General features: G+C 43.8%; 20 protein-coding genes. 6 read left to right on the plus strand and 14 right to left on the minus strand.

From position 1 onward, the window contains the following. Positions 1 to 6: 6 nt before the first annotated feature. Together IM475_RS03625 and sat are read right to left on the minus strand one after the other, a co-directional pair. The gene (locus IM475_RS03625) at positions 7 to 2,079 is read right to left on the minus strand and encodes a caspase family protein (RefSeq protein WP_287726717.1); all 2,073 of its coding nucleotides are present in this window, start codon (positions 2,077 to 2,079) and stop codon (positions 7 to 9) included. After that, a complete protein-coding gene (gene sat, locus IM475_RS03630) occupies positions 2,076 to 3,245 on the minus strand; it encodes a sulfate adenylyltransferase (RefSeq protein WP_002803711.1) in 1,170 nt (389 codons plus the stop codon). The genes IM475_RS03625 and sat overlap by 4 nt, the downstream gene beginning before the upstream one ends. Before the next feature lie 131 nt (positions 3,246 to 3,376). Here sat and IM475_RS03635 point away from each other — a divergent pair, with 131 nt between their 5' ends. Further along, positions 3,377 to 4,081, plus strand: a complete 705-nt coding sequence (locus IM475_RS03635; RefSeq protein ID WP_002757862.1) for an SDR family oxidoreductase — start codon at positions 3,377 to 3,379, stop codon at positions 4,079 to 4,081. Positions 4,082 to 4,201: 120 nt separating this feature from the next. Then, positions 4,202 to 5,287 carry a 4-hydroxyphenylpyruvate dioxygenase gene (hppD, locus tag IM475_RS03640; RefSeq protein WP_287726718.1) on the plus strand — a complete coding sequence of 362 codons (1,086 nt, stop codon included), beginning with the start codon at positions 4,202 to 4,204 and terminating at the stop codon, positions 5,285 to 5,287. 144 nt (positions 5,288 to 5,431) lie between these two features. Here hppD and IM475_RS03645 read toward each other — a convergent pair whose 3' ends face one another. Then, the gene (locus IM475_RS03645; protein ID WP_287726719.1) at positions 5,432 to 5,965 is read right to left on the minus strand and encodes a retropepsin-like aspartic protease family protein; all 534 of its coding nucleotides are present in this window, start codon (positions 5,963 to 5,965) and stop codon (positions 5,432 to 5,434) included. 83 nt (positions 5,966 to 6,048) lie between these two features. Beyond that, a complete protein-coding gene (locus IM475_RS03650; protein ID WP_287726720.1) occupies positions 6,049 to 6,390 on the minus strand; it encodes a histidine triad nucleotide-binding protein in 342 nt (113 codons plus the stop codon). A gap of 232 nt (positions 6,391 to 6,622) precedes the next feature. On the opposite strand from IM475_RS03650, the gene IM475_RS03655 reads away from it, so the two are divergent. After that, positions 6,623 to 8,098, plus strand: a complete 1,476-nt coding sequence (locus IM475_RS03655; RefSeq protein WP_409817266.1) for a YifB family Mg chelatase-like AAA ATPase — start codon at positions 6,623 to 6,625, stop codon at positions 8,096 to 8,098. A 251-nt stretch (positions 8,099 to 8,349) separates the two neighbouring features. Here the strand turns inward: IM475_RS03655 and IM475_RS03660 are convergent, their stop codons facing one another. Further along, positions 8,350 to 9,654, minus strand: coding sequence for a hypothetical protein (locus tag IM475_RS03660; protein ID WP_287726722.1), 1,305 nt, complete (start codon positions 9,652 to 9,654; stop codon positions 8,350 to 8,352). Between the two features lie 198 nt (positions 9,655 to 9,852). Between IM475_RS03660 and IM475_RS03665 the strand changes: the two genes are divergently transcribed. Beyond that, complete coding sequence (locus tag IM475_RS03665) at positions 9,853 to 10,281, plus strand: Tery_1686 family protein (RefSeq protein WP_108936199.1); 429 nt, start codon at positions 9,853 to 9,855, stop codon at positions 10,279 to 10,281. 21 nt (positions 10,282 to 10,302) lie between these two features. Here the strand turns inward: IM475_RS03665 and IM475_RS03670 are convergent, their stop codons facing one another. Then, positions 10,303 to 10,887, minus strand: a complete 585-nt coding sequence (locus IM475_RS03670; protein ID WP_002793040.1) for a pseudouridine synthase — start codon at positions 10,885 to 10,887, stop codon at positions 10,303 to 10,305. 185 nt (positions 10,888 to 11,072) lie between these two features. After that, positions 11,073 to 11,861, minus strand: coding sequence for an ABC transporter permease (locus tag IM475_RS03675; protein ID WP_287657911.1), 789 nt, complete (start codon positions 11,859 to 11,861; stop codon positions 11,073 to 11,075). A 470-nt stretch (positions 11,862 to 12,331) separates the two neighbouring features. Between IM475_RS03675 and IM475_RS03680 the strand changes: the two genes are divergently transcribed. Next, positions 12,332 to 14,431 (plus strand): serine/threonine-protein kinase, encoded by a 2,100-nt coding sequence (locus tag IM475_RS03680; RefSeq protein ID WP_287726723.1) that lies wholly within the window; start codon positions 12,332 to 12,334, stop codon positions 14,429 to 14,431. Positions 14,432 to 14,606: 175 nt separating this feature from the next. Here IM475_RS03680 and IM475_RS03685 read toward each other — a convergent pair whose 3' ends face one another. From IM475_RS03685 to IM475_RS03700, 4 genes are all read right to left on the minus strand, one after another. After that, positions 14,607 to 15,005, minus strand: a complete 399-nt coding sequence (locus tag IM475_RS03685) for a helix-turn-helix domain-containing protein (protein ID WP_002777883.1) — start codon at positions 15,003 to 15,005, stop codon at positions 14,607 to 14,609. 20 nt (positions 15,006 to 15,025) lie between these two features. Continuing rightward, positions 15,026 to 15,238 carry a hypothetical protein gene (locus tag IM475_RS03690; RefSeq protein WP_287671218.1) on the minus strand — a complete coding sequence of 71 codons (213 nt, stop codon included), beginning with the start codon at positions 15,236 to 15,238 and terminating at the stop codon, positions 15,026 to 15,028. Between the two features lie 118 nt (positions 15,239 to 15,356). After that, positions 15,357 to 15,710, minus strand: a complete 354-nt coding sequence (locus IM475_RS03695; protein WP_002777887.1) for a DUF5615 family PIN-like protein — start codon at positions 15,708 to 15,710, stop codon at positions 15,357 to 15,359. Then, positions 15,707 to 15,943, minus strand: a complete 237-nt coding sequence (locus IM475_RS03700; protein ID WP_002758607.1) for a DUF433 domain-containing protein — start codon at positions 15,941 to 15,943, stop codon at positions 15,707 to 15,709. Before IM475_RS03700 ends, IM475_RS03695 begins: the two co-directional genes overlap by 4 nt. Positions 15,944 to 16,138: 195 nt before the next feature. Between IM475_RS03700 and IM475_RS22930 the strand changes: the two genes are divergently transcribed. After that, a complete protein-coding gene (locus IM475_RS22930; RefSeq protein WP_002797375.1) occupies positions 16,139 to 16,312 on the plus strand; it encodes a type II toxin-antitoxin system VapB family antitoxin in 174 nt (57 codons plus the stop codon). 68 nt (positions 16,313 to 16,380) lie between these two features. Here the strand turns inward: IM475_RS22930 and dxs are convergent, their stop codons facing one another. The 3 genes from dxs to IM475_RS03715 form a co-directional block, all read right to left on the minus strand. Further along, positions 16,381 to 18,291 carry a 1-deoxy-D-xylulose-5-phosphate synthase gene (gene dxs, locus IM475_RS03705; protein ID WP_287726724.1) on the minus strand — a complete coding sequence of 637 codons (1,911 nt, stop codon included), beginning with the start codon at positions 18,289 to 18,291 and terminating at the stop codon, positions 16,381 to 16,383. A 73-nt stretch (positions 18,292 to 18,364) separates the two neighbouring features. Further along, positions 18,365 to 19,135 carry a nickel pincer cofactor biosynthesis protein LarB gene (larB, locus tag IM475_RS03710; protein ID WP_287726725.1) on the minus strand — a complete coding sequence of 257 codons (771 nt, stop codon included), beginning with the start codon at positions 19,133 to 19,135 and terminating at the stop codon, positions 18,365 to 18,367. 167 nt (positions 19,136 to 19,302) lie between these two features. After that, on the minus strand, positions 19,303 to 21,051 hold the full coding sequence (locus IM475_RS03715; RefSeq protein WP_287726726.1) for a ribonuclease J: 1,749 nt from the start codon (positions 21,049 to 21,051) through the stop codon (positions 19,303 to 19,305). Between the last annotated feature and the right edge of the window lie 88 nt (positions 21,052 to 21,139).

Consider the following 21,139-nt stretch of genomic DNA (forward strand, 5'->3'; position numbering starts at 1 on the left):
ATCGATTTAGTCGATAACTTGATAAATAAACCGGAAACCTGACCAAGTTCCTAGATCAAAGGCGTATTCATCAATTACACTGCCAGAACTATCCATTTTTAAGCCTAAATCTAATTTTAGATCGCTCCAGAAAGCTCTGGCTATTTCTAGGGGGTTAGTCAGGGTGAGCAGTTGGGTGGCTTCTCCCTTGAGGCTTTGAGTGGCATTGAGAAGGGTCAAGGTGTTCGGGAAAGGATGGCGACTGAGGATCAGTAGATTTTCTCTGATGCCCTTGGGTTGACTAATTTTCCAATGCCCTTGGCGGTCATTGGGGATGGTGGCCTTGGTTTTGGCGGCCACGACAAAGGGGGCTAATGGGCTGGAATCGGTGAAATTATCGGGGTTTTCTGGACGGAAACAGTATAAAAGCGGCTGGCGATCGCTGTTGAGGACAAGGATCATTGCGTAGAGGGGTTGTTCTTCTTGATTCTCAATTTGATAGCGAATTTCCGTCCCGACGGGCAGAATTAAGTCGTTTTTAGCGATATTAGCCCCCCTGCTACCCGGTATTTTTTGGGTTTGGAGCGTCGAGATATAGGTTTGATCGAGGCTTTCCAGGGTGACAATGACGGCTAAACCGGAGGATTCTTGATTGATCAACAAGTGCCACAATTTGCGGGCCAGCAGGGTTTCTAGTTGCGATTGCAGTCGTTTGATCCCCGATTTAATCGCTTCGTTGGCCGCCCCTAAACTACCGATAATTGGGGAGCCATTGGCAGATAATAACTGATAATTGCCAGTTTCTTCGCCACCAACTCGACTTAAGAGACAATCTACCGTTTGTTCGCCAATGTTAACCACGGCGGCCACATCGGGCAAACTGGCAAAGGTACTGGTGGCATCTACCCGTTCAATCCGGGTTAAGTTACTATCCAAACCGACGATTAAGCCGATTTGACCCGGAAAAACCCGCAATTTTTCCTCTAGAATCTGTCCAGTTTCTAGGGAGGCGGTTGCTGATAATAACTGGGCTTTGGCTTTTAAACCCTGACGGGAGAGAATTTGTAGGCTGATTTCCTCCCCAGTCGCCTCAATAAAGCTTAAACAGGAGTTAATCCCGTAATTTTCTAGGATTTCTAAGGGCAGGCCGACCAGATTGACTTCTAGGGTGCGTTCATCAATAAGATTTGTAACAATTGCCGCCCCACCCCTTGACTTTTCTGGCGTTGTATGATACAGCGACACAGAATTATTTTGATTATTGGTCAGGATTGCTGGTTGCTGTTGTTGACTGCTGTGACTAGCGACGAGATGACGGAGATGGGGAAAAGCGATCGCAATTGTCGGACTGGGGGAAACTTGCCAGAGATACTGAGTGAGATCATAGGTGAATAAGCCGGCATTGGGGCTATTACCGCTCAATTCCAGGGCGATTTGCTCTGGTTTAGCGGCAGCGAGAATAACGCCGTTACTAGGCTTATTTTTGAGGTTAAAACGGGTTTTAATATCGGCAGCGAAAGTTAATTCGGCGGGGTTAAGATCAGTAATGGTTTTAGAATAGGAACGAACGCGAAGATTACCGAGATAGGGCTGAGGTTGGGGGAGATGACTACTATCAAAAATCAAGCTAAACTTATCCGTAGCTAGACAGCGAGCCATCAGCAGGATATTTTCCTTAAGTAAAGCATTTTCTGCCCCATCCGCAGCAATAAAAACCTCTTTTCCGGCCCCAACACTGCCATAACCGCTAAAGTGAAAAATTACCACATCCCCCAACCTGGCTTGGGCGATCAGGTGTTCTAAAAAAGCCGCTTTGATCGCTTCTCGACTGGCTTGTTGTCCCGTTAAAGTCACTATATCAGCATCCTGAAAGCCAAAACGATAACGGAGAAGGTCTTTTTGTAACTCCACATCGGTAAGACAGCCGGGCAGCGGCGGAATATTCGCCCCATACTGGTCAATACCGACTAAAAGAGCCAATTTTCGGGGATTGGGGGCGGCGAGAGCAGCCAAATGACGGTTAAGGGTTCCTTGACTAATCGCCAAAGTCAGCAACCCCCAACCTGTCTGCTGGATAAATTCTCGCCTAGTTATCTTCATGATCCTTGCATGGCGCGGATTAATTCGGCAGCTACTTCTGGACGGGAGAATTCCGGAGGTGGTAATTCTCCTTTGCGCAGCAGTTCCCGGACTTTCGTTCCCGAAAGGTGGATTCTTTCTTCCGGTAAACTGGGGCTAGTTTTGGTGGTTGCCATTCCCGAAGTGCGGGTACAGTAGAAAGCGTGTTCAAACTTCATCGGCACGATTCCCAATTCCCCAGGCTCGAACTCATCAAAGATATACTGAGCATCGTAGGTTCCGTAGTAGTCCCCGACTCCGGCATGGTCACGACCGACGATAAAATGGGTACAACCGTAGTTTTTACGGATAATAGCGTGGAAAATTGCTTCCCGGGGACCGGCGTAACGCATAGCTGAGGGGTTGATAGCTAGAATAACGCGATCTTGGGGGAAGTATTTATCCATCATGATCTCATAGCAACGCATCCGCACATCGGCCGGCACATCATCGCTTTTGGTAGCGCCGACAAGGGGATGCAAGAATAAACCATCTACCACTTCTAGGGCGCATTTTTGAATGTATTCGTGGGCCCGGTGGATGGGATTACGGGTTTGGAAACCGACAATCGTTTTCCAAGCTTTTTCGTGGAACATCTTGCGCGATTGCAGAGGATCGATCTGATATTTGGGAAACTGAGGATGAGGATCGCGCTGAAGTAACCATATTGGACCTGCGAGGTTAATTTCTCCCTGTTCATAGAGGACTTTTACCCCGGGGTGTTTCTGGTCGTCGGTACGATAGACGTTAACTGCTTCGTGGGCCTTATTATAACGGTATTTTTGGGTTAGTTCTAGGACTCCGACAAAGTTGCCTTCGCTGTCATCTAAACGAATCCAGTTGCCTTCTTTGAGGGGATCCGCCACTTCTTCCCTAACGGAAAGAGTCACGGGAATTGCCCAGGGTAAACCATTGATTAGACGCATATCATCGACGACTTTTTCGTAGTCGTCCTGTTCCATAAAGCCTTTGAGGGGACTGAAACCACCAATAGCAATCATAACTAAATCCGAGAGCGCTCGTTCATCTAAGGAAACTCGCGGTAGTTTTTCAGCTAAGGCCAGAAATTCTGCTTTTTCGGCAGCGGTAGCAATACGATTAATTAATTGCCCACCGTGGGGCGCAATTCCTTCGGTCAGTACAGTCATAAAAATTTCTTTACATTGTCACGGTTTATCCTATCAGAAGTTGGTTAACCCTTAATCAAGGGGTTGGGACTAGCGATGATTTTCCAGTCGGAACAGTTTACAATAAGATTTGTAAAGAATTATCAATAATTATGAGCGAAAAAGTTGTCCTGATTGTCGGTGCTACGGGGGGGATCGGTGCCACTTTAGCGCGTAAACTAGCTGTTAATGGTCATAAACTCGTATTAGTAGCCAGAAATGCCGATAATTTATCTAATTTAGCGAGTGAGTTGCCTTGTCCCTCTTTAATTGTGCCGACGGATATCACCAATCCAACCCAGGTAGAAACTTTGATGGAAAAAATTGTCTCCCATTACGGCCGGTTGGATGTGTTGGTTAATGCGGCCGGAGCCGGTGTGATGAAACAATACAATAAAATCACGCCGGAAGATTTAGATAAAATGCTCGACCTCAATCTGAAGGGGAGTTTTTATACCTGTCAGGCTGCCGCTAATGTGATGAAGGAAAATAAAGCTGGTCATATCTGTAATGTGGTGGGAATTTTGGGTAAGCATTCTATGGCTATGGCTGCCGCTTATTGTGCTTCTAAGTACGGGGTGGTCGGTTTTAGTAAATGTTTGGCCGATGAGTTAAAACGCTATGGTATTAAAATGACTTTATTCTATTTTGGTGGTGTCGATACTCCTTTTTGGGATCAGGTGAGCTTAAAAGTTGATCGCACTAAAATGTTAACCGCTCAAACTGCCGCCGATGCTATCTATTTTGCCATGAATGCTGAACCCCAAGCCGTCCCCATGGAAATTAATATTCAACCCGATAGTCATCTCTTTTTTTAGTCGTCAGCTTTTTCAGTTATCAGTTATCAGTTATCAGTGAATAGCATTAAGTGGCAAGTTCGGAGTTTTATTTTCAATGTTTACTGCTCACTGAAAAACACCCCTTTTTTGACTTTATCTATGTTTATTGATCATATTCATTTTTATGTAGAATCGGCCAAAAAATGGCGGGATTGGTTTGTGGGGGTGATGGATTTTCAGGCGATCGCAAGTTTAGTTAATCTCCACACACACACGGAAATAGTCGGCAATGGCATCCAAAAAGATAAAACTAAACAGATTATTTTTATCTTATCTTCTCCCTTAAATTCCCTTAGTCCCGTGGCGGAATTTTTAAGTAAATATCCTGAAGGGGTGGCGGACGTAGCTTTTCAAGTGCAGGATTTAGACAGTTTAGCTAGGAAAATTAAACAGGATATTTTTATTCAGGAAACTGTTTTGGCTAGGGGTAAGATAAAAAGCTGTCAAATCTCTAGCATTGCTAATCTCAAACATACGTTAATTGAAAGGCAGGGAATCACGCCAATTTTAGCCGATCCTCATCTGATTCAATACGATGGTAGGGAACAATATAATCAGGATATTCTGGCAATTGATCACTTAGTTTTAAATGTTTTTCAAGGGAATTTAGAGTTAACAGCCAATTGGTACGAGGAAAATTTAGGCTTTAAAAAAAGGCAAACTTTTACTATTAAAACGGAGCGTTCTGGTCTTTATTCCCAGGTACTTGTTCACCCCAAAACCGAATTAAAATTACCGATTAATGAGCCAGATAGTAACAGTTCTCAAATTCAAGAATTTTTAGATATTAATCAAAAATCTGGCATTCAACACATTGCTTTAAAAACAGAAAATATTGTAAACTTAACTCAAAAATTAAAAGAAAGAAAAGTAGAATTTTTATCAGTTCCCGACAGTTATTATCAACAAATTAACTATCAAAAAAAAGATTTTAATATTGCTGATTGGGAATGGTCAGAAATAAAAAAAAGGGAAATTCTCATCGATTTTGAACAAAATAGTCATTCCCTCCCAGAAAAGCCAACTTTACTGCAAATTTTCACTAAACCAATTTTTTCCCAGCCGACTTTCTTTTTTGAATTAATCGAGCGACGTCATGCCGCTAGAGGTTTTGGAGAAGGCAACTTCCGGGCCTTATTTGAAGCGATCGAACGGGAACAAATACAGCGAGGAACTTTAGATTAGAATCAGGAAAGCGATAATTTTTCCCCTGAGACTAAGTAGGTAGGTGTTAAAATAAAAGTTTTCAGACATCCCCCTTATTAAGGGGGGATCAAGGGGGGATTAAAGGCAAAATCCATTTTTAATTTAATTATAACCAGCTACTTATCAACGATAACGTAATTCAATCACATCTTTTTTGATCGTGACATCATAGGAACCAAAAAAGGTTTGTCCCAAGAGTCCTAATCCTTCCATTTGGGGAGAAATACCAACAATCTGATTAGATAAAACCACCTCGCCAACTTTAACAGAATTAATGCGACCAAGATACACAGTAACGACACCGCCGGCGGTATGAGCGAGTACTTCCTTTTCCCGTTTGACTTTCATCGCCTTCGCCATGGCATCGGTGAGGACGATACCACTAGCACCTGTATCAAAAAGCATTTCATAATAGTGACGGTGATTAAAAACTACCATCACCGTGGGAATGCCGTTAACCCGGCGTTGAATCGGTAGCTGATAAACTTGCGGGGAATTTTTCCTATTTCTAGATGAACTGCCACAGAGACGGCTAAGATCTATGTGTTGTCCATCTGCTCTTTGGAGAAAGCATTCCGATTGAGCGAGAGTCGCAGCGGTGAAGGGAAATAACAGCAGGGTGCTGGACAATGCGATCGCAGAAATAGACCTATTCATGGGTTTAACATCGAGAAGACTGACTCGGAAAAGAACGATTCTAGTTCTATAATTCCCCAAAAATGCGGGAAAATAACGGGGGTTTAACCGGGGGGCCAGGTCATTGGGCGATCGCCTAAGAGATGGACATGAAGATGATCGACGGTTTGACCCCCATGTTCCCCATTATTGATCACTACTCGATAACCTTGACTTAATTTAGCTTCGGCGGCCACCTTTTTAACAGTTAGTAACAAATGTCCCAATAAATCGCAATCGCTGTCGCTGGCTTCCTCTAGTTTCGGAATCGGTTTTTTGGGGATAATGAGGATATGGGTGGGTGCTTGGGGATTAACATCTCGAAAAGCGAGAACCAGATCATCTTCATAAACGATCGAGGCTGGAATTTCTTTACGGATAATTTTGCTAAAAATAGTCTCGCTCATAGACAAATTGCTTTTTTTTTCAACTATACCATTAAGCTCTCAGCTTTTCTGGCTAGTTTATCCCGAGAAATAGACTGATTTTCAGGGTAAATTCCCAGATAAAATCATTTTTATGCGGAAAACTAGCCTAACATCCTGTTTCATTTTCCTAAGAACTCACTTTATTTTTACTTGAGCCAAAATGTTAGCAAGGGTTTGGAGTGCGGCAATTATCGGCATCGATGCCATTAAAATCGGGGTAGAGGTGGATGTATCGGGGGGATTACCCGGAATTGCCGTGGTGGGTTTACCCGATACCGCCGTGCAGGAGTCGAAAGAAAGGGTAAAAGCTTCCCTAAAAAATGCCGGATTTGCCTTTCCCATCCGCAAAATTGTCATCAATTTAAGTCCTGCCGATATCCGCAAAGAGGGTCCAATTTATGATTTACCGATTAGTATCGGCATTTTAGGGGCTTCCGAACAGGTAGAAGCCGATTTATTGGGGGATTTTCTCTTTTTAGGTGAATTATCCCTCGATGGTAGTTTGCGTCCCGTGGCGGGGGTTTTACCCATTGCTGCCGCTGCCGAAAAAATGGGGATCAAGGGTTTAGTGGTTCCCGCCGATAATGCCAAAGAAGCGGCCGTGGTCAAAGGCGTACAAGTGTATGGGTTTCGTCATCTATCGGAAGTGGTAAATTTCTTAAATGAACCCGATCGCCATTCACCGATGACTTTTAACGCTGCCGAGGAATTTGGGCGATCGCGAGTAAATCTCCCCGATCTCAAGGATGTCAAAGGCCAAGCCATTGGCCGTCGGGCCCTGGAAATTGCCGCAGCTGGAGGTCATAACCTAATTTTTGTCGGGCCGCCGGGCAGCGGTAAAACCATGTTAGCGCGACGTTTACCCGGTATTCTGCCCCAGCTTACCTTTGCCGAATCCCTAGAAGTCTCCCAGATTCATTCCGTCGCCGGATTACTGAAGGATCGAGGTTCCCTGGTGCGCGAGCGTCCTTTTCGCAGTCCCCATCACTCCGCTTCCGGAGCGGCACTGGTGGGAGGTGGCACTTATCCCCGACCGGGGGAAATCTCCCTTTCCCACCGTGGTATTTTATTTTTGGACGAATTAACGGAATTTAAGCGCAGTGTCTTGGAATATCTCCGGCAACCCCTAGAGGATGGTTATGTGAGCATTTCTCGCACTCGTCTTTCCGTCGCTTTTCCGGCCCGTTTTACCCTGGTAGCCAGCACCAATCCCTGTCCCTGCGGTTATTACGGCGATTCGGTGCAACCCTGCAGCTGTTCCCCGCGACAACGGGAACAATATTGGGCGAAATTATCGGGGCCGCTTTTAGACCGTATTGACCTACAAGTGACGGTAAATCGCCTGAAACCAGAAGAAATGACCCAAGAGAGTCGGGGAGAAGCTTCTGAGCAGGTGCGGCAACGGGTAGAAGGGGCCAGGCAAAAGGCCAGCGATCGCTTTCAGAATACGGGGATTCGCTCTAATGCGGAGATGAATTCCGAGCATTTGCGGGGTTTTTGCGCTCTTGATGATAGCAGTCGCCATATTTTAGAAGGGGCAATCCGAAAATTGGGTTTATCAGCCCGGGCAATGGATCGCATTCTCAAAGTTGCCCGCACCATTGCCGATTTAGGAGATAGTGAAATGCTGAAAAGTTCCCACGTTGCCGAAGCAATTCAGTATCGCACTCTTGATCGTTTAAGTTAGGGTTTGCGGCAAAAAGTTTGTTGGTGGGGTTAGGAGTCGGTCGTCGGTCGTCGGTCGTCGGTCGTCTGGAGATAGGGTTTTAGGGTTTTAGGGTTTTAGGGTGTTGGGGTTTTAGTTGAAATTCCCCCAATACCCCACTACTCCACTTCCCCATTCCCCACTTCATAATTCATAATTCATAATTCCCACACCCTACACCCCACACCCCACACCCCACACCCTACACCCTACACCCTCTTTCAAGTCAGGAGTCAGGAATCGGGCGATTCTAAGCGTTTTTGCCATTCTCGATCGATTTTATCCGATCGCTCGATCTCTTGTTCGAGATAGTCTTGATCGGTAGAATAACTAATATCAGCATCTGTAATCACTTTTTGGTCAGCGAATTGACGAGAGTAGGCCAGTTTTTGCTCTAATTCAGGATTATTTTGGGCTAATAGATCTGCTCTTTTTTCTCGCTGTTGATTGCGTTGATTAACCCGCTCATTTCTCCACTGCAAAAAGAAATAACGACCGAGGGGAATCCCCAAAAAAGCAGCGGCATAACTGAGGAGAAAACCGTAGATACCTGTGACTATCGACCCCAGAGAACCGCTCAAATCGACACTATCACTGTTGAGCAAATATCCTAAAACTAAAGCGAGGATAAAGTTAACCGCCCCTAAACCTAAAGCTAAGATAATTTGACCGCTATCTGCTTCGCTAAACTTCCAGCGTTTTTCCCTTAGATAGGGTGACAATGCTTGTACTTTTCTCTCTTTGGTTGTCACCTGTAGATCGGGAAAATAATAGATAATATCGCCTCGATCGGACACTTGCGGCAACCCATTAAAACGAGTTAAAACTGGGAGTATATAATCTTCTGTCTCCTCCTGACTGGGGTTAATACTATCGAGATAGGGGGCAATTTGTGGAGCGATAATCGAGCCACGATTATTTTGAATTACTTTACCGATAGTTTGCCAGCGTCTCTCCTCTAAATTAAAATTAGGATCGCCATCGCCAAAAAGAAAAGAAAAAACTGACTCGAGAAAATTCATCTTACTAGGGGGTTTTTCTGCCTTAACTTCCCTATCTCTTTTTTCGTAGTAGTTATTACCAAAATCGGGATAAAAAATCCAGAAAAAGTCCGTGGGAAAGAAGTTAATATTAATGTTGTTATTTCCAGAATTGTTATCCGAGTCACTATCTTTAAACATTGAAGCTATCAGGATCGCCAGAATAGCAAACAAGAGGATTAAAATCGAAATAATTAAAACAATGCCAAAGGAAATGCGAATAACATAAAAAACTACTTTCCAGATTTTACTGGCGAAAGCTTTTAACTGCAATTGCCAATATTTACTCAGGAGAATCGAGCGAAAATTTTCGGGAAAAAGATAGATAATCTCCCCCGTATCTGCTACCTGTAAATGTCCCCCCGCTTCCGCCGCTAAAGCTAATAATCCCTGTTGTGCGGCGTTAATCTCTAAACCCGATTTTGCCGCCACATCACCCACCGTAACCCGATAGCCTAATTTTTCGATCGATTGTAATAGAGACTCTTGGGGATTCATAGAAAATACTGTTCCTGTCGATTATCCTACTTTCTAGTTTAGTTTTGATTTTGTCTTTTTGGCAGCGGCTATCTTGATTGACAGGTGCGGCATTTTGGACTCGATCGAGAAAATATCGTTATAATTGTTCCAATAGTCGCAAAAAGCAGGGCTAAACTGTATAAATAGTTACTTTATAAGCAATTATCAGAGGTGAGCATGAATGCGTCGGAACAGGCAAAAGGATTAGAATTAACGGCGAAGATCGCCACACTCGTCAACCTGTTTAAACAACAATTCCCCGATGCAAAGGCAGATCTGAAACCTTGGCGCAATGATCCCCACACAAGGGAGTTAACGGATCCCGACTCGATCGATATCGCTTTCCATTTTCCCGGCTGGAGTCCCAGAATTCAAGGGCGCAGTATTCTGGTACAAATTCGTTTTCATCTCGATAGCGAGGATCAGCATCAGCGTTTGATTGGCTTAGAAATGCAGGCTTTTAACCATCAAGGAACCGCTTGGCGACTATCTACGGTGGAAAATTGGCAATTAGTCGGCAATTATCAACCTTCTGCTAAGGTGGCTGATAAGTTAAAATATTTCAGCCGGCAGGTGTTTGAAGTTTTTAAAAATGAGAATCTATAGCTGATTTATCAATAATTTGATCTACAATTTTTCTAAGGCTTTTCTCTCTTTTTCAGTCACTTCTCGCCATTGACCGGGTTGTAATCCTGTTAAGCATAATTTATTGTTTTTGTCAATAGTAATGGCTGTTCTAATTAATCTTAAAGTGGGATAACCAACGGCTGCCGTCATCCGTCTTACCTGACGATTTCTCCCCTCAGTTAAGGTAATTTCTAACCAAGCGGTGGGGACAGATTTTCGATAACGAATCGGTGGCTCTCTGGGGGGTAAATCTGGTTCAAAATCTAGTAAATTAACTATTGCCGGTCGAGTGCGATAATCCTGAATAGGAAGACCTTGACGCAATTTTTCTAAAGCGTTTAGGTCTGGAATTCTTTCGACTTGTACCCAATAGGTGCGCGGATGTGCAAATTGACGATGACCCAAACGATGCTGTAATTGACCGTTATCTGTGAGTAATAATAATCCCTCGCTGTCCCTATCTAAACGACCGACAGAATAGATATTTGGGATGGGAATATAATCTTTTAAAGTCGAGCGACCATTTTCATCAGTAAACTGACATAATACATCGTAGGGTTTATAAAAAAGGATATATTTATTCAAGGGAAAAAGGAGTCAGGAGTCAGGAGTCAGGAGATAGGAGTCAGGAGCTTTTTGCTTTTATCAGTAAACAGTAAACAGTAATCCGTGAAAATAAAGCTCAAAACTTGCCACTTAATACTGTTCACCGAATACTTAAATCTGATAACTGATAACTGATAACTGATTACTGATTACTGATCACTGATTCAATCCCGTTGATGGGAGAATTGATAAGCACCGACAATCGAGAGAAGAATAGCGACGATTAATAAAATAGGGATAGCGAACCAAGGAAATTGACTAATATCGTAGGCTGCGGCTCTTAATCCCAGACTAGCATAGGTGAGGGGTAAGGAATAAACAATAATTTTTAATGGCCAGGGTAAGGTTTGGGGATCGAAAAAAGTTGCTCCTAAAAAAGACATCGGCACGATTAAAAAGTTATTATAGAGACCGACACTTTCGAGGGATTTAACTCGCAATCCGACAATTGCCCCTAAACCGGCAAAGACGGCACAATTTAAGATTAAAACTAATAAAAAGAGGGGATTGAGAAAACTGACAAATTTTCCTGTAAATAAGATAGCAACGAGAATCACTGATGCAGAAGTCATTACACCGCGCAAAATTCCCGCGAAAACTTTGCCTAAAAATAATGAGAGGGGATGGACGGGAAGTAATAATAATTCCTCGAAGGTTTTACTAAATAAGCGATCGCCACAGATGGAAAAGGTGGTTCCCCCGAAACTGATCGCCATTGAGGACAGGGCCACCATTCCGGGTAAAATAAATTCTAGATAGGAATCGCCGAGCGAGGGTTTCATCGAGCGATCGAGGGCGCTTCCCAACCCCAACCCGAAACCGATAATATAGATTAGGGGAGAAACTAAACCTGTGGCGGCGATCTGAAGGACTCTCGCGCGTAAATCTAGCCATTCTCCCCAAAATACGGTTAAAGTGTCTGTTAATATCGTCTGAGCTTGAGCTAGTTTCACTGGTATTTTGGTTAATTAGTAAATACACTTTTAATAATAATTAATAATTGTCCCCTTTTTCAAGAGTGAGCTTTTCGCACCAGAAAAATAATCATCGTCTAAGGATAGGCAAGAGGCAACAGTAAAGGGATTGGGGGAGATTCAGCTAATTTAAGGATAGGCAAGAGGCAAAAGGCAAAAGGCAACAGTAAAGGGATTGGGAGAGATTCAGCTAATTTAAGGATAGGCGGTTAAAATCCGTTTTAGCTTACTTAAGTAGGTAGGCGTTAAAAATTATCAGATGCCCCCCTTATTAAGGGGGGATCAAGGGGGGATCCCCCCGCCTATCGGCACCCCCCTTATTAAGGGGGGATTAAAGGCAAAATCCATTTTTAATTTAATTATAACCAGCTTACTTATGATAAAATGCTGTCAAGGTCAGGGAGGGAAAACTTGCAATTATTCACCCAATAAAATAACTGATAGCCGAGATGAAACCCTGTTACTGCATTAATCCCGATTGTTCTCAACCGGAGCATCCGAGTAATAATAACTCGAATACTCGTTACTGTCAAAGTTGCGGCTCTCAATTGTTGTTAAATGGTAAATATAGGGTAAGTCGGTTATTGAGTGATACGACCGGTTTTGGGGTTGTTTATGAGGCTTTTGAAGGTTTTACAGCCAAAATCCTCAAGGTATTACAAGAAAAATGGAATAATGACCCGAAGGCAGTGGAATTATTTAAACGGGAATATGACGTTTTATTAGAGTTAAGTCGTCAAAATGTCACCGGTGTTCCTCGCGCAGATGCCTATTTTCAATATTCCACGAGAGAAGGGAAAATATTACACTGTTTAGTTATGGAAAAAGTGGAGGGTATTGATTTAGAACAGTGGCTAAACCAGTATGATAAGTTAAGTCAAAAACGGGCTTTAAAATGGCTGAGAGAAATTACTTTAATTCTCGATAAAATTCATCAACAGAATTGGCTGCATCGAGATATTAAACCCCCTAATATTATGCTGCGGAATAGTGGCGAGTTGGTGTTAATTGATTTTGGGACAGCAAGGGAAGAAACCCAAACCTATCATCAAAAGGTAAAAGGTCAACAGGTAACAGGTATTACCTCAGCCGGATATACCCCCAATGAACAACAACATGGCCAAGCAGTGATTCAATCAGATTTTCATGCTTTAGGACGAACTTTTGTGCATTTATTAACCGGAAAACATCCCTTAGAAATTTATGATCCGATTAATGATGTTTTACCTTGGCGAGAAGAAACGGAAAATATTCACCCGTTATTGTTGGATTTTATTGATGAGTTGATGGGAAGATTACCCAAGAATAGACCGGCTAATACTAGGGTTATTTTACAGCGTTTGGATGAGATTGAACGGCAATTAAAGTTACCTCCTATAACTCCTAATAGACCATCTCCACCACCACCAAATCCGCAGCCTGTTGTAACTCAAAAACAACCACAGGTTATTCCTAAGATTAATCCTTCTCCGCCAGTTTCACCCGTAGCTGTACCAAAAAAAACACCAGCACAACTGGTTAAAAATAATAATCTGAGAAATGGATTAATAGCTATTGGTGGAGTTTTGTTATTAGGAATAGGAGTAACTCAAGGTTATGGTTATTTTAAATATAAGCAGTTTCCCGCCAGTCTTCAATTATTGATCTCTAATTTTCCTAGTGTTAGCTTTCTCGATAAAACCCTAACTGGTCATTCTGACATGGTTTACTCAGTGGTATATAGTCCCGATGGCCACTATTTAGCTAGTGGTAGTTATGACAATACTATCAAAATTTGGGAGGTAGCAACGGGAAAAGAACTGCGTACCCTTACTGGTCATTCTGGCTGGGGTAGTTCAGTGGTATATAGTCCCGATGGACGCTATTTAGCTCGTGGGAGTTGGGACGATACTATCAAAATTTGGGAGGTGGCAACGGGAAAAGAATTGCGTACCCTTACTGGTCATTCTTACTCAGTTCAATCAGTAGTATATAGTCCCGATGGTCGCTATTTAGCTAGTGGGGATAGTTTCGGTACTATCAAAATTTGGCAGGTAGCAACGGGAACAGAATTGCGTAACCTCACTGGTTATTATCTCCCCGTTAATTCAGTAGTATATAGTCCCGATGGCCGCTATTTAGCTAGTGGGGGTGATGACAAAACTATCAAAATTTGGGAGGTAGCAACGGGAAAAGGATTGCGTATCCTTACTGGTCATTCTAGTGAGGTTTTGTCAGTAGTATATAGTCCCGATGGCCGCTATTTAGCTAGTGGGAGTCGTGACAAAACTATCAAAATTTGGGAGGTGGCAACGGGAAAAGAATTGCGTACCCTTAACGGTCATTCTGACTGGGTTGAGTCAGTGGTATATAGTCCCGATGGTCGCTATTTAGCTAGTGGGAGTCGTGACAAAACTATCAAAATTTGGGAGGTGGCAACGGGAAAAGAATTGCGTACCCTTAACGGTCATTCTAGCTGGGTTAGTTCAGTGGTATATAGTCCCGATGGCCGCTATTTAGCTAGTGGGAGTCGTGACAAAACTATCAAAATTTGGCGGGTGGGACAGTAAAGTTGTGTTTGGGGTGACAGCAATAATTTTTGTCTATCGAAAATGAGCGACACTTGCGGGAAACTGCACCGATGTCTTTAAAAATATTGGGTTTTGGCTCAAATTATTGAATCGAGCAGTTTTCTTCTAAATATTAAAGCGCTCAACCCAACCGACAAGCTAGAGGGGGTCGTATCTACATCAACAAACTATAATCTACATTAAAGAAATGTCCTAATAATTTCGCCTGTTCTTGGGTAATTGACCCTTTTCCTTCAATTAAACTAGAGGCAATTTTGTCAGAGCCAAGGATTCTGGCTATGTCTTTCTTATTAACGCTTTGCTGTTCCATCAAAAACAATAACATAGAATGAGGTGTGGTTGATTCCTGTAGATAAAAGCTTTTTTCAAAATTCCCAATTAAAAAAATTAGAAGCTCATAAAGTTCATCTTCTTCGGGAGTTCGCTGCTGACGGTGCATTAATTCTTCCACAATAGCCAAAGCTTTTTCATTTTCTGCCTCTGTTTTAATAACTTTAGGTAAATGGCGAGCTAGTAATTCTTTGTATTTTTCTGGATTAAAAGTAAGGGTCATCGGTGTCAAGGAGATACATTTCAGGGTTCGGATGCTTCCTCGGCTAATGGTTTTAGAGACTGGCGGTACTCTTGACCAAACTGCATTGCCTCTTCGTAAGCTGGATCATCAGCAAAAGTGCCGACAATTTTTTCCCACCAGGGAGTTTCGCTGACAGTAGGTAGCAAACGCTTAAGCAGTGCTACTTCAGCTTCTAAAGCTGCTAGTCTTATCTCTAGATCAGTGCTTAACATGGTTGACATATCCTCCTATTCTGCTCTTGCTCAAAGGTTAGCTTTAAAACAAAATTTGTTTCAACGCCAGAAGCCATACGATGAACTGATGAAACCATACACAGCACTCCGGGTAAAATTATTGATGAACGATGATTGAGTTGCGACTCATTTCTATTAGGGAATGTTGAGTAAAAAGTGCTTTTATTTGAGGTAAATTATTCTGAAATAATGCTTCTAATTCAACATTCGTAATATTACCCGTAGTCACTAGCAGAAGCTTATAAGGTTCTTGACTAATCAAAAATGAATCGAGAAAATCTGTGTCTTTGGTAATAACAATACGATTTTGTTGAATTGAAAGAGCGTTAATTTCTGCATCTGTCGTGGCATTTTGTTGGGGTAAATCTTTAGTATGAATTGTATCATGACCAGCAGCTTGCAAAAAACGGGCTAAACGAACTGGCAATTGGGCATCGACTAAAAAGTTCATGGTGCAATTTGGTAGATGCTTTTTACCTGAGTTAATCGAGTGGCAAACAATAACGCCGCTAGAATATCCTCCCGTTCCAAATCATCGTAGTCGGCTAAAATGTCTTCGATACTCATGCCAGAACTAAGTAATTCTAGGATAAATTCAACAGGATAACGCAATCCTCGAAGGCAAGGTTTGCCATGACAGATATTTAAATCGAGGGTGATTCGCTGCCAAAGTTGGTTTTCCATAGGTAATTCAGTTGCTTGTAATCGTCCAATCTTCTCTCCGCCTACTTCTACTATGCACAATTCTGTCTTTAAGTCAAGTTGCTTTACAAAACTTTAAGCAATTTCTTGACAAAATTTAACCTTTTTTCTCATTTTTGAACCCTCGCAAATTAATTATGCAAGAGGTTTAATCTACTATACACAACTAGGGATACTATGAGAACTAACACTGTCATTGATGACCAACTCATGGCTGATGCTCTTAAAGCTACTGGACTCTCCTATTCTTTGTGTGATAAATTTAACTTCTATAGTAGTGATCGATCTTTGTGTCCTTTGTGTCTCTGTGGTTCGTTCCCCTCACTATTTATTGCCGGCAGTCTTCATTAACTATCTAGACCAAAAAAACCAGTCTTCCCTAATTTTTCGGGAAAACTGGCCAAGCTAATCTTGAGATTTTAACCAACGTTAGCGGTTTGTTTTTGGCTAAAAAATACCGCCAAAACCTGTTCGGCAATCTGGGGACTGGTTAAACCCAAATCAGCGAAGGATTCCTCCGGTGTTGCGTGGTCCACTAATTTATCGGGAACCCCGAAACGCTTGACCGGAACTAGAATATTAGCATCCTGTAAAGCTTCCAAAACCGCAGAACCAAAACCACCCATCAAACAACCTTCTTCTAAAGTCACCACCTTACCAAGACGTTGGGCAAGGGGAAAGATAAGTTCTGTATCAAGGGGCTTGACAAAACGAGCATTAACCACTGTGGCTTCGATGCCGTGTTCGCTGAGGATTTCGGCCACCTGTAGGGAAGTGTTGACCATAGTGCCGTATCCTAACAGGAGAATATCATCGCCACTGCGGAGAATTTCGCCCTTACCGATGGGTAAAGCTTCCCAACCCTCTTCCATCAGGGGAACCCCTAAACCGTTGCCCCGGGGGTAACGCATGGCAATGGGTCCGCTGGTATGATTAATCCCCGTCACCACCATTCTTTGCAGTTCCGCCTCATCTTTGGGGGCCATAATGGTCATATTGGGGATACAACGCAGGTAGGCGATATCGTACATCCCTTGGTGAGTCGGTCCATCGGCCCCGACAATACCGGCCCGGTCCATGCAGAAGAAAACCGGTAGATTTTGAATGCAGATATCATGAATAATCTGATCAAAAGCCCGCTGCAGGAAAGTAGAGTAAATAGTGACAACCGGGCGCATTCCTTCGCAAGCAAGACCACCAGCGAGAGTAACGGCGTGTTGTTCGGCAATTCCCACATCGATATACTGTTTCGGTAGTTTTGCCTGAAATTTATCTAATCCCGTCCCGGTGGCCATAGCGGCGGTGATACCGATAATGCGCGGGTCATTTTCCGCCAATTTAGTGAGAGTATGCCCGAAAACTTTGGAATAAGCGGGAGGTTTCGGCTTACTGGAGGGAATCGGTTTACCCGTGGCTAAATTAAAGGGATTTTGGGCATGATAACCCACTTGATCTTTTTCGGCCCATTCGTAGCCTTTGCCTTTAACGGTGGCAACGTGGACGAAAACCGGTCCGTGGACCTTATGGGCCTGTTTAAAAGTGGCGATTAATTCGGGAATATTATGACCATCAATCGGGCCAAAATATTTAAAGCCCAATTCCTCAATCACTGCGCCAACTTTGGGAACTGCTAACCGTTTCATTCCTTCTTTGACTCGTTCCATTTCGGGAGTGAGGGAGTCACCGAAGAAGGGTAGATTTTTAAATTGTTCCTCGAGATTATCGGCAATAAACTGGACGGGTTCGCTTAGACGAACTTTGTTGAGATAGCGGGAAATTGCCCCGACGTTGGGGGAAATGGACATCTCGTTATCGTTGAGGATAACCATGATGTTGGTGTTCGGTAAATGTCCAGCATGGTTAATCGCTTCTAGGGCCATACCCCCGGTTAAAGCGCCGTCCCCGATGATCGATACCACCTTGAAATCTTCCCCCTTGGCATCCCGGGCTAAAGCCATTCCTAACCCCGCAGAAATGCTCGTGGAGGCGTGTCCAGCCCCAAAATGGTCAAATTTGCTCTCGCAACGTTTTAGATAGCCCGCAACGCCGTTTTTTTGGCGCAGGGTGTGAAAATCGTTATAGCGACCGGTGAGGAGTTTGTGCGGATAAGCTTGGTGTCCCACGTCCCAAAGGACTTTATCTCGATCGAGATCGAGGGTCTGGTAAAGGGCGATCGTTAGCTCTACGACTCCTAACCCCGGTCCCAAATGTCCACCGGTAGCGGCGATCGTCTGGAGGTGTTTTTCGCGAATCTGACGGGCAATATCTTCTAATTGACGGAGTGATAAACCATGTAACTGGTTGGGATGAGTAATTTCACTTAGGTGCATATCGGCTTCTTTTTCAAAGTAGTTTATCCCTATACCAACTGTATAGGATTTTCAGCCTGAGATGAGGGAAAATCTAGGCTAATCTGGCCGCCGTGCGTAAAATTTGGCCGGCTAACATGGCAGCCCCAAAACCATTATCTATATTAACCACACCGATGCCGACCGCGCAGGAATTGAGCATAGTTAACAAAGGAGCAATACCGCCGAAACTGGTTCCGTAACCGATACTGGTGGGAACGGCGATCACTGGGCGATCGACTAATCCCGCTACCACACTTGGTAAGGCTCCTTCCATTCCCGCAACAACAATTAACACATCGGCGGCATCCAGTAGATGGCGATGATTCAAGAGGCGATGAATTCCCGCTACTCCCACATCCCAGAGACGCTGCACGGAAAAACCGCATAATTGAGCAGTAACCGCCGCCTCCTCCGCTACGGGAATATCGGCAGTTCCCGCCGTTAGGATGGAAATTATCCCTTTTGGGGGATTTTCTGGAGCGGCTGCGGCAATGGCACAGATGCGGGCTAAGGGATAATAAACTAAGTCCGTTACCTGTTCCTGTAGCTGGGCTGCTGTCTCTGCTTCAATGCGGGTGGCCATAACCACGGGACTATTTTGACGCAATACACCGATAATTTGGGCGATTTGAGCGGTGGTTTTACCCGGCCCCCAGATAACCTCCGGAAATCCCGTTCTTAATTGACGATGATGGTCAATTTTAGCGAAGTCTTCCACCGGTTCAAAGGCCAGATGTTTAAGTTTATCTAAGGCTGTCTCCGGGTTAATTTCTCCCCTGGCAACGGCGGTCAGCAGCGATCGCAAATCGGCAGCATGGAACATGATCAGTTATCAGTTATCAGTTATCAGTTATCAGTGGGTAAGTTAACAGTTATCAGATTTGAGTTTTAAGTGAGCAGTATGTGTTAAGTGACCAGTATTAAATAGCAGTTTCTTGCCATCTTTTCACTGTTTACTGATCACTGATTACTGATTACTGCTCACTGCTATTAGGAGGCCATGGTGGCTGCGGGACGACGGCGGCGATAAGTACGATTGTTCGCTGGTTCCGTTGCCGCCGCTTGCAAGAGGAAAATCACTAGAGGTTGACTCTGTAACTCCCGTTTGATTAAACGTTGCAAAGTCGTCTCGATTTCGGCCCGCAAACCGGCCCAATCCGGGGACCCCGTGGCGGTTTTAAATTCACCGATGCGATCGCTTAAACAGCGTTCGATCGCCCGAATAATTAACTGATTCAGCAGCGAGATTTCCACTTTTGTGACCACACCGCGCAAATTAATCTCTGGAGGTGCGCTTAATTGTCCCTCACCGTTAACGAAGGATGCGATCGTAATCACACCATCTTCGGCTAACTGTTGTCTTTCCTGCATAATGTGTTCGTGGACTACACCCGCTTGATCGACTAACTCGATTCCCGAAGGCACTGGAGCGCCAAGTCCAATGCGATCGCTGGTTAACTCGATCGTGTCACCATTTTTGACAATCACCATATTTTCGGCGGGAATCCCCATACTTTGGGCCATCTGAGCGTGTTTGACCAGCATTCGGTGTTCTCCATGCACTGGCACAAAAAACTTCGGCCGGGTCAAAGATAGCATCAATTTATGGTCTTCTTGGGAACCATGGCCGGAAACGTGAATTCCCTTATCGCGTCCGTAAACCACGTTAGCACCCTGCATCATCAGGCGATCAATTGTATTGACCACAGCGATGGTATTACCCGGAATCGGATTAGCGGAAAAGACAATTGTATCTCCCTGACGCACGCGAATATGAGGATGTTCACCCTTAGAAATCCGCGTCATGGCCGCTAAAAGTTCCCCCTGGGAGCCTGTGGTTAAAATAACGATTTTTTCATCGGCTAAATTGCGGGTCGCTTTCAAGGGTTCAAATAGATCATCGGGACATTTTATATACCCCAAATTGCGCGCATGAGCGATGACATTTAACATCGATCGACCCACTACCACCACTTTCCGGTTAAATTTCTGGGCCAATTTCAACACCAGATTAATCCGATGCACCGAGGAAGCAAAGGTAGTGATCATAATCCGTCCCGTTGCTTGGTTAAAAACCCGCTCTAAACCGGGATAAACGGAAGCTTCCGAGGGAGTATAACCGGGTACTTCCGCGTTAGTGGAATCACTCAATAAACATAGCACCCCTTTCTCGCCATGTTCGGCAATTTTTTGTAGATCAAAGAATTCGCCATCCACAGGAGTATGGTCAATTTTAAAATCTCCCGTGTGAATAACTACCCCTAAAGGAGTGTGAATTGCTACACAAAAACTATCGGCGATCGAGTGGGTATTGCGGATATATTCCACCATGAAAGATTTACCTAAACGCACCATTTGCCGAGGAACTACGGTTTCTAATTTGGTACGATTTGCTAATCCTGCTTCTTCCAATTTATCCCGCAATAAAGCCATCGCTAGACGCGGACCGTAGATAATTGGTACATCAAATTGTTTGAGATGGTAGGGAATGCCACCGATATGATCTTCGTGACCGTGGGTAACGATCATACCCTTAATTTTATGGCGATTTTCTCTTAGATAAGTCATATCGGGAAGCACTACATTGACCCCGTGCATATCATCGGAAGGAAAAGCTAAACCGGCATCCAAGAGAATAATCTCATCATCGTATTCAAAAACACAGGTGTTTTTGCCGATTTCGTGTAATCCTCCTAGGGGAATGATCTTTAGTTTTGCTTCGGTTTTATCTTGATTCATTAGGTATCCTTTGATGGTAAGTTATGGTGATTTTTCAGGTGGGTTTTGTAGACAGGAAATCTCAAAAAATGAATAGTTAGAATAAGTC

This window comes from Microcystis sp. M061S2 (assembly GCF_020245605.1).
Taxonomy (GTDB): Bacteria; Cyanobacteriota; Cyanobacteriia; order Cyanobacteriales; family Microcystaceae; genus Microcystis.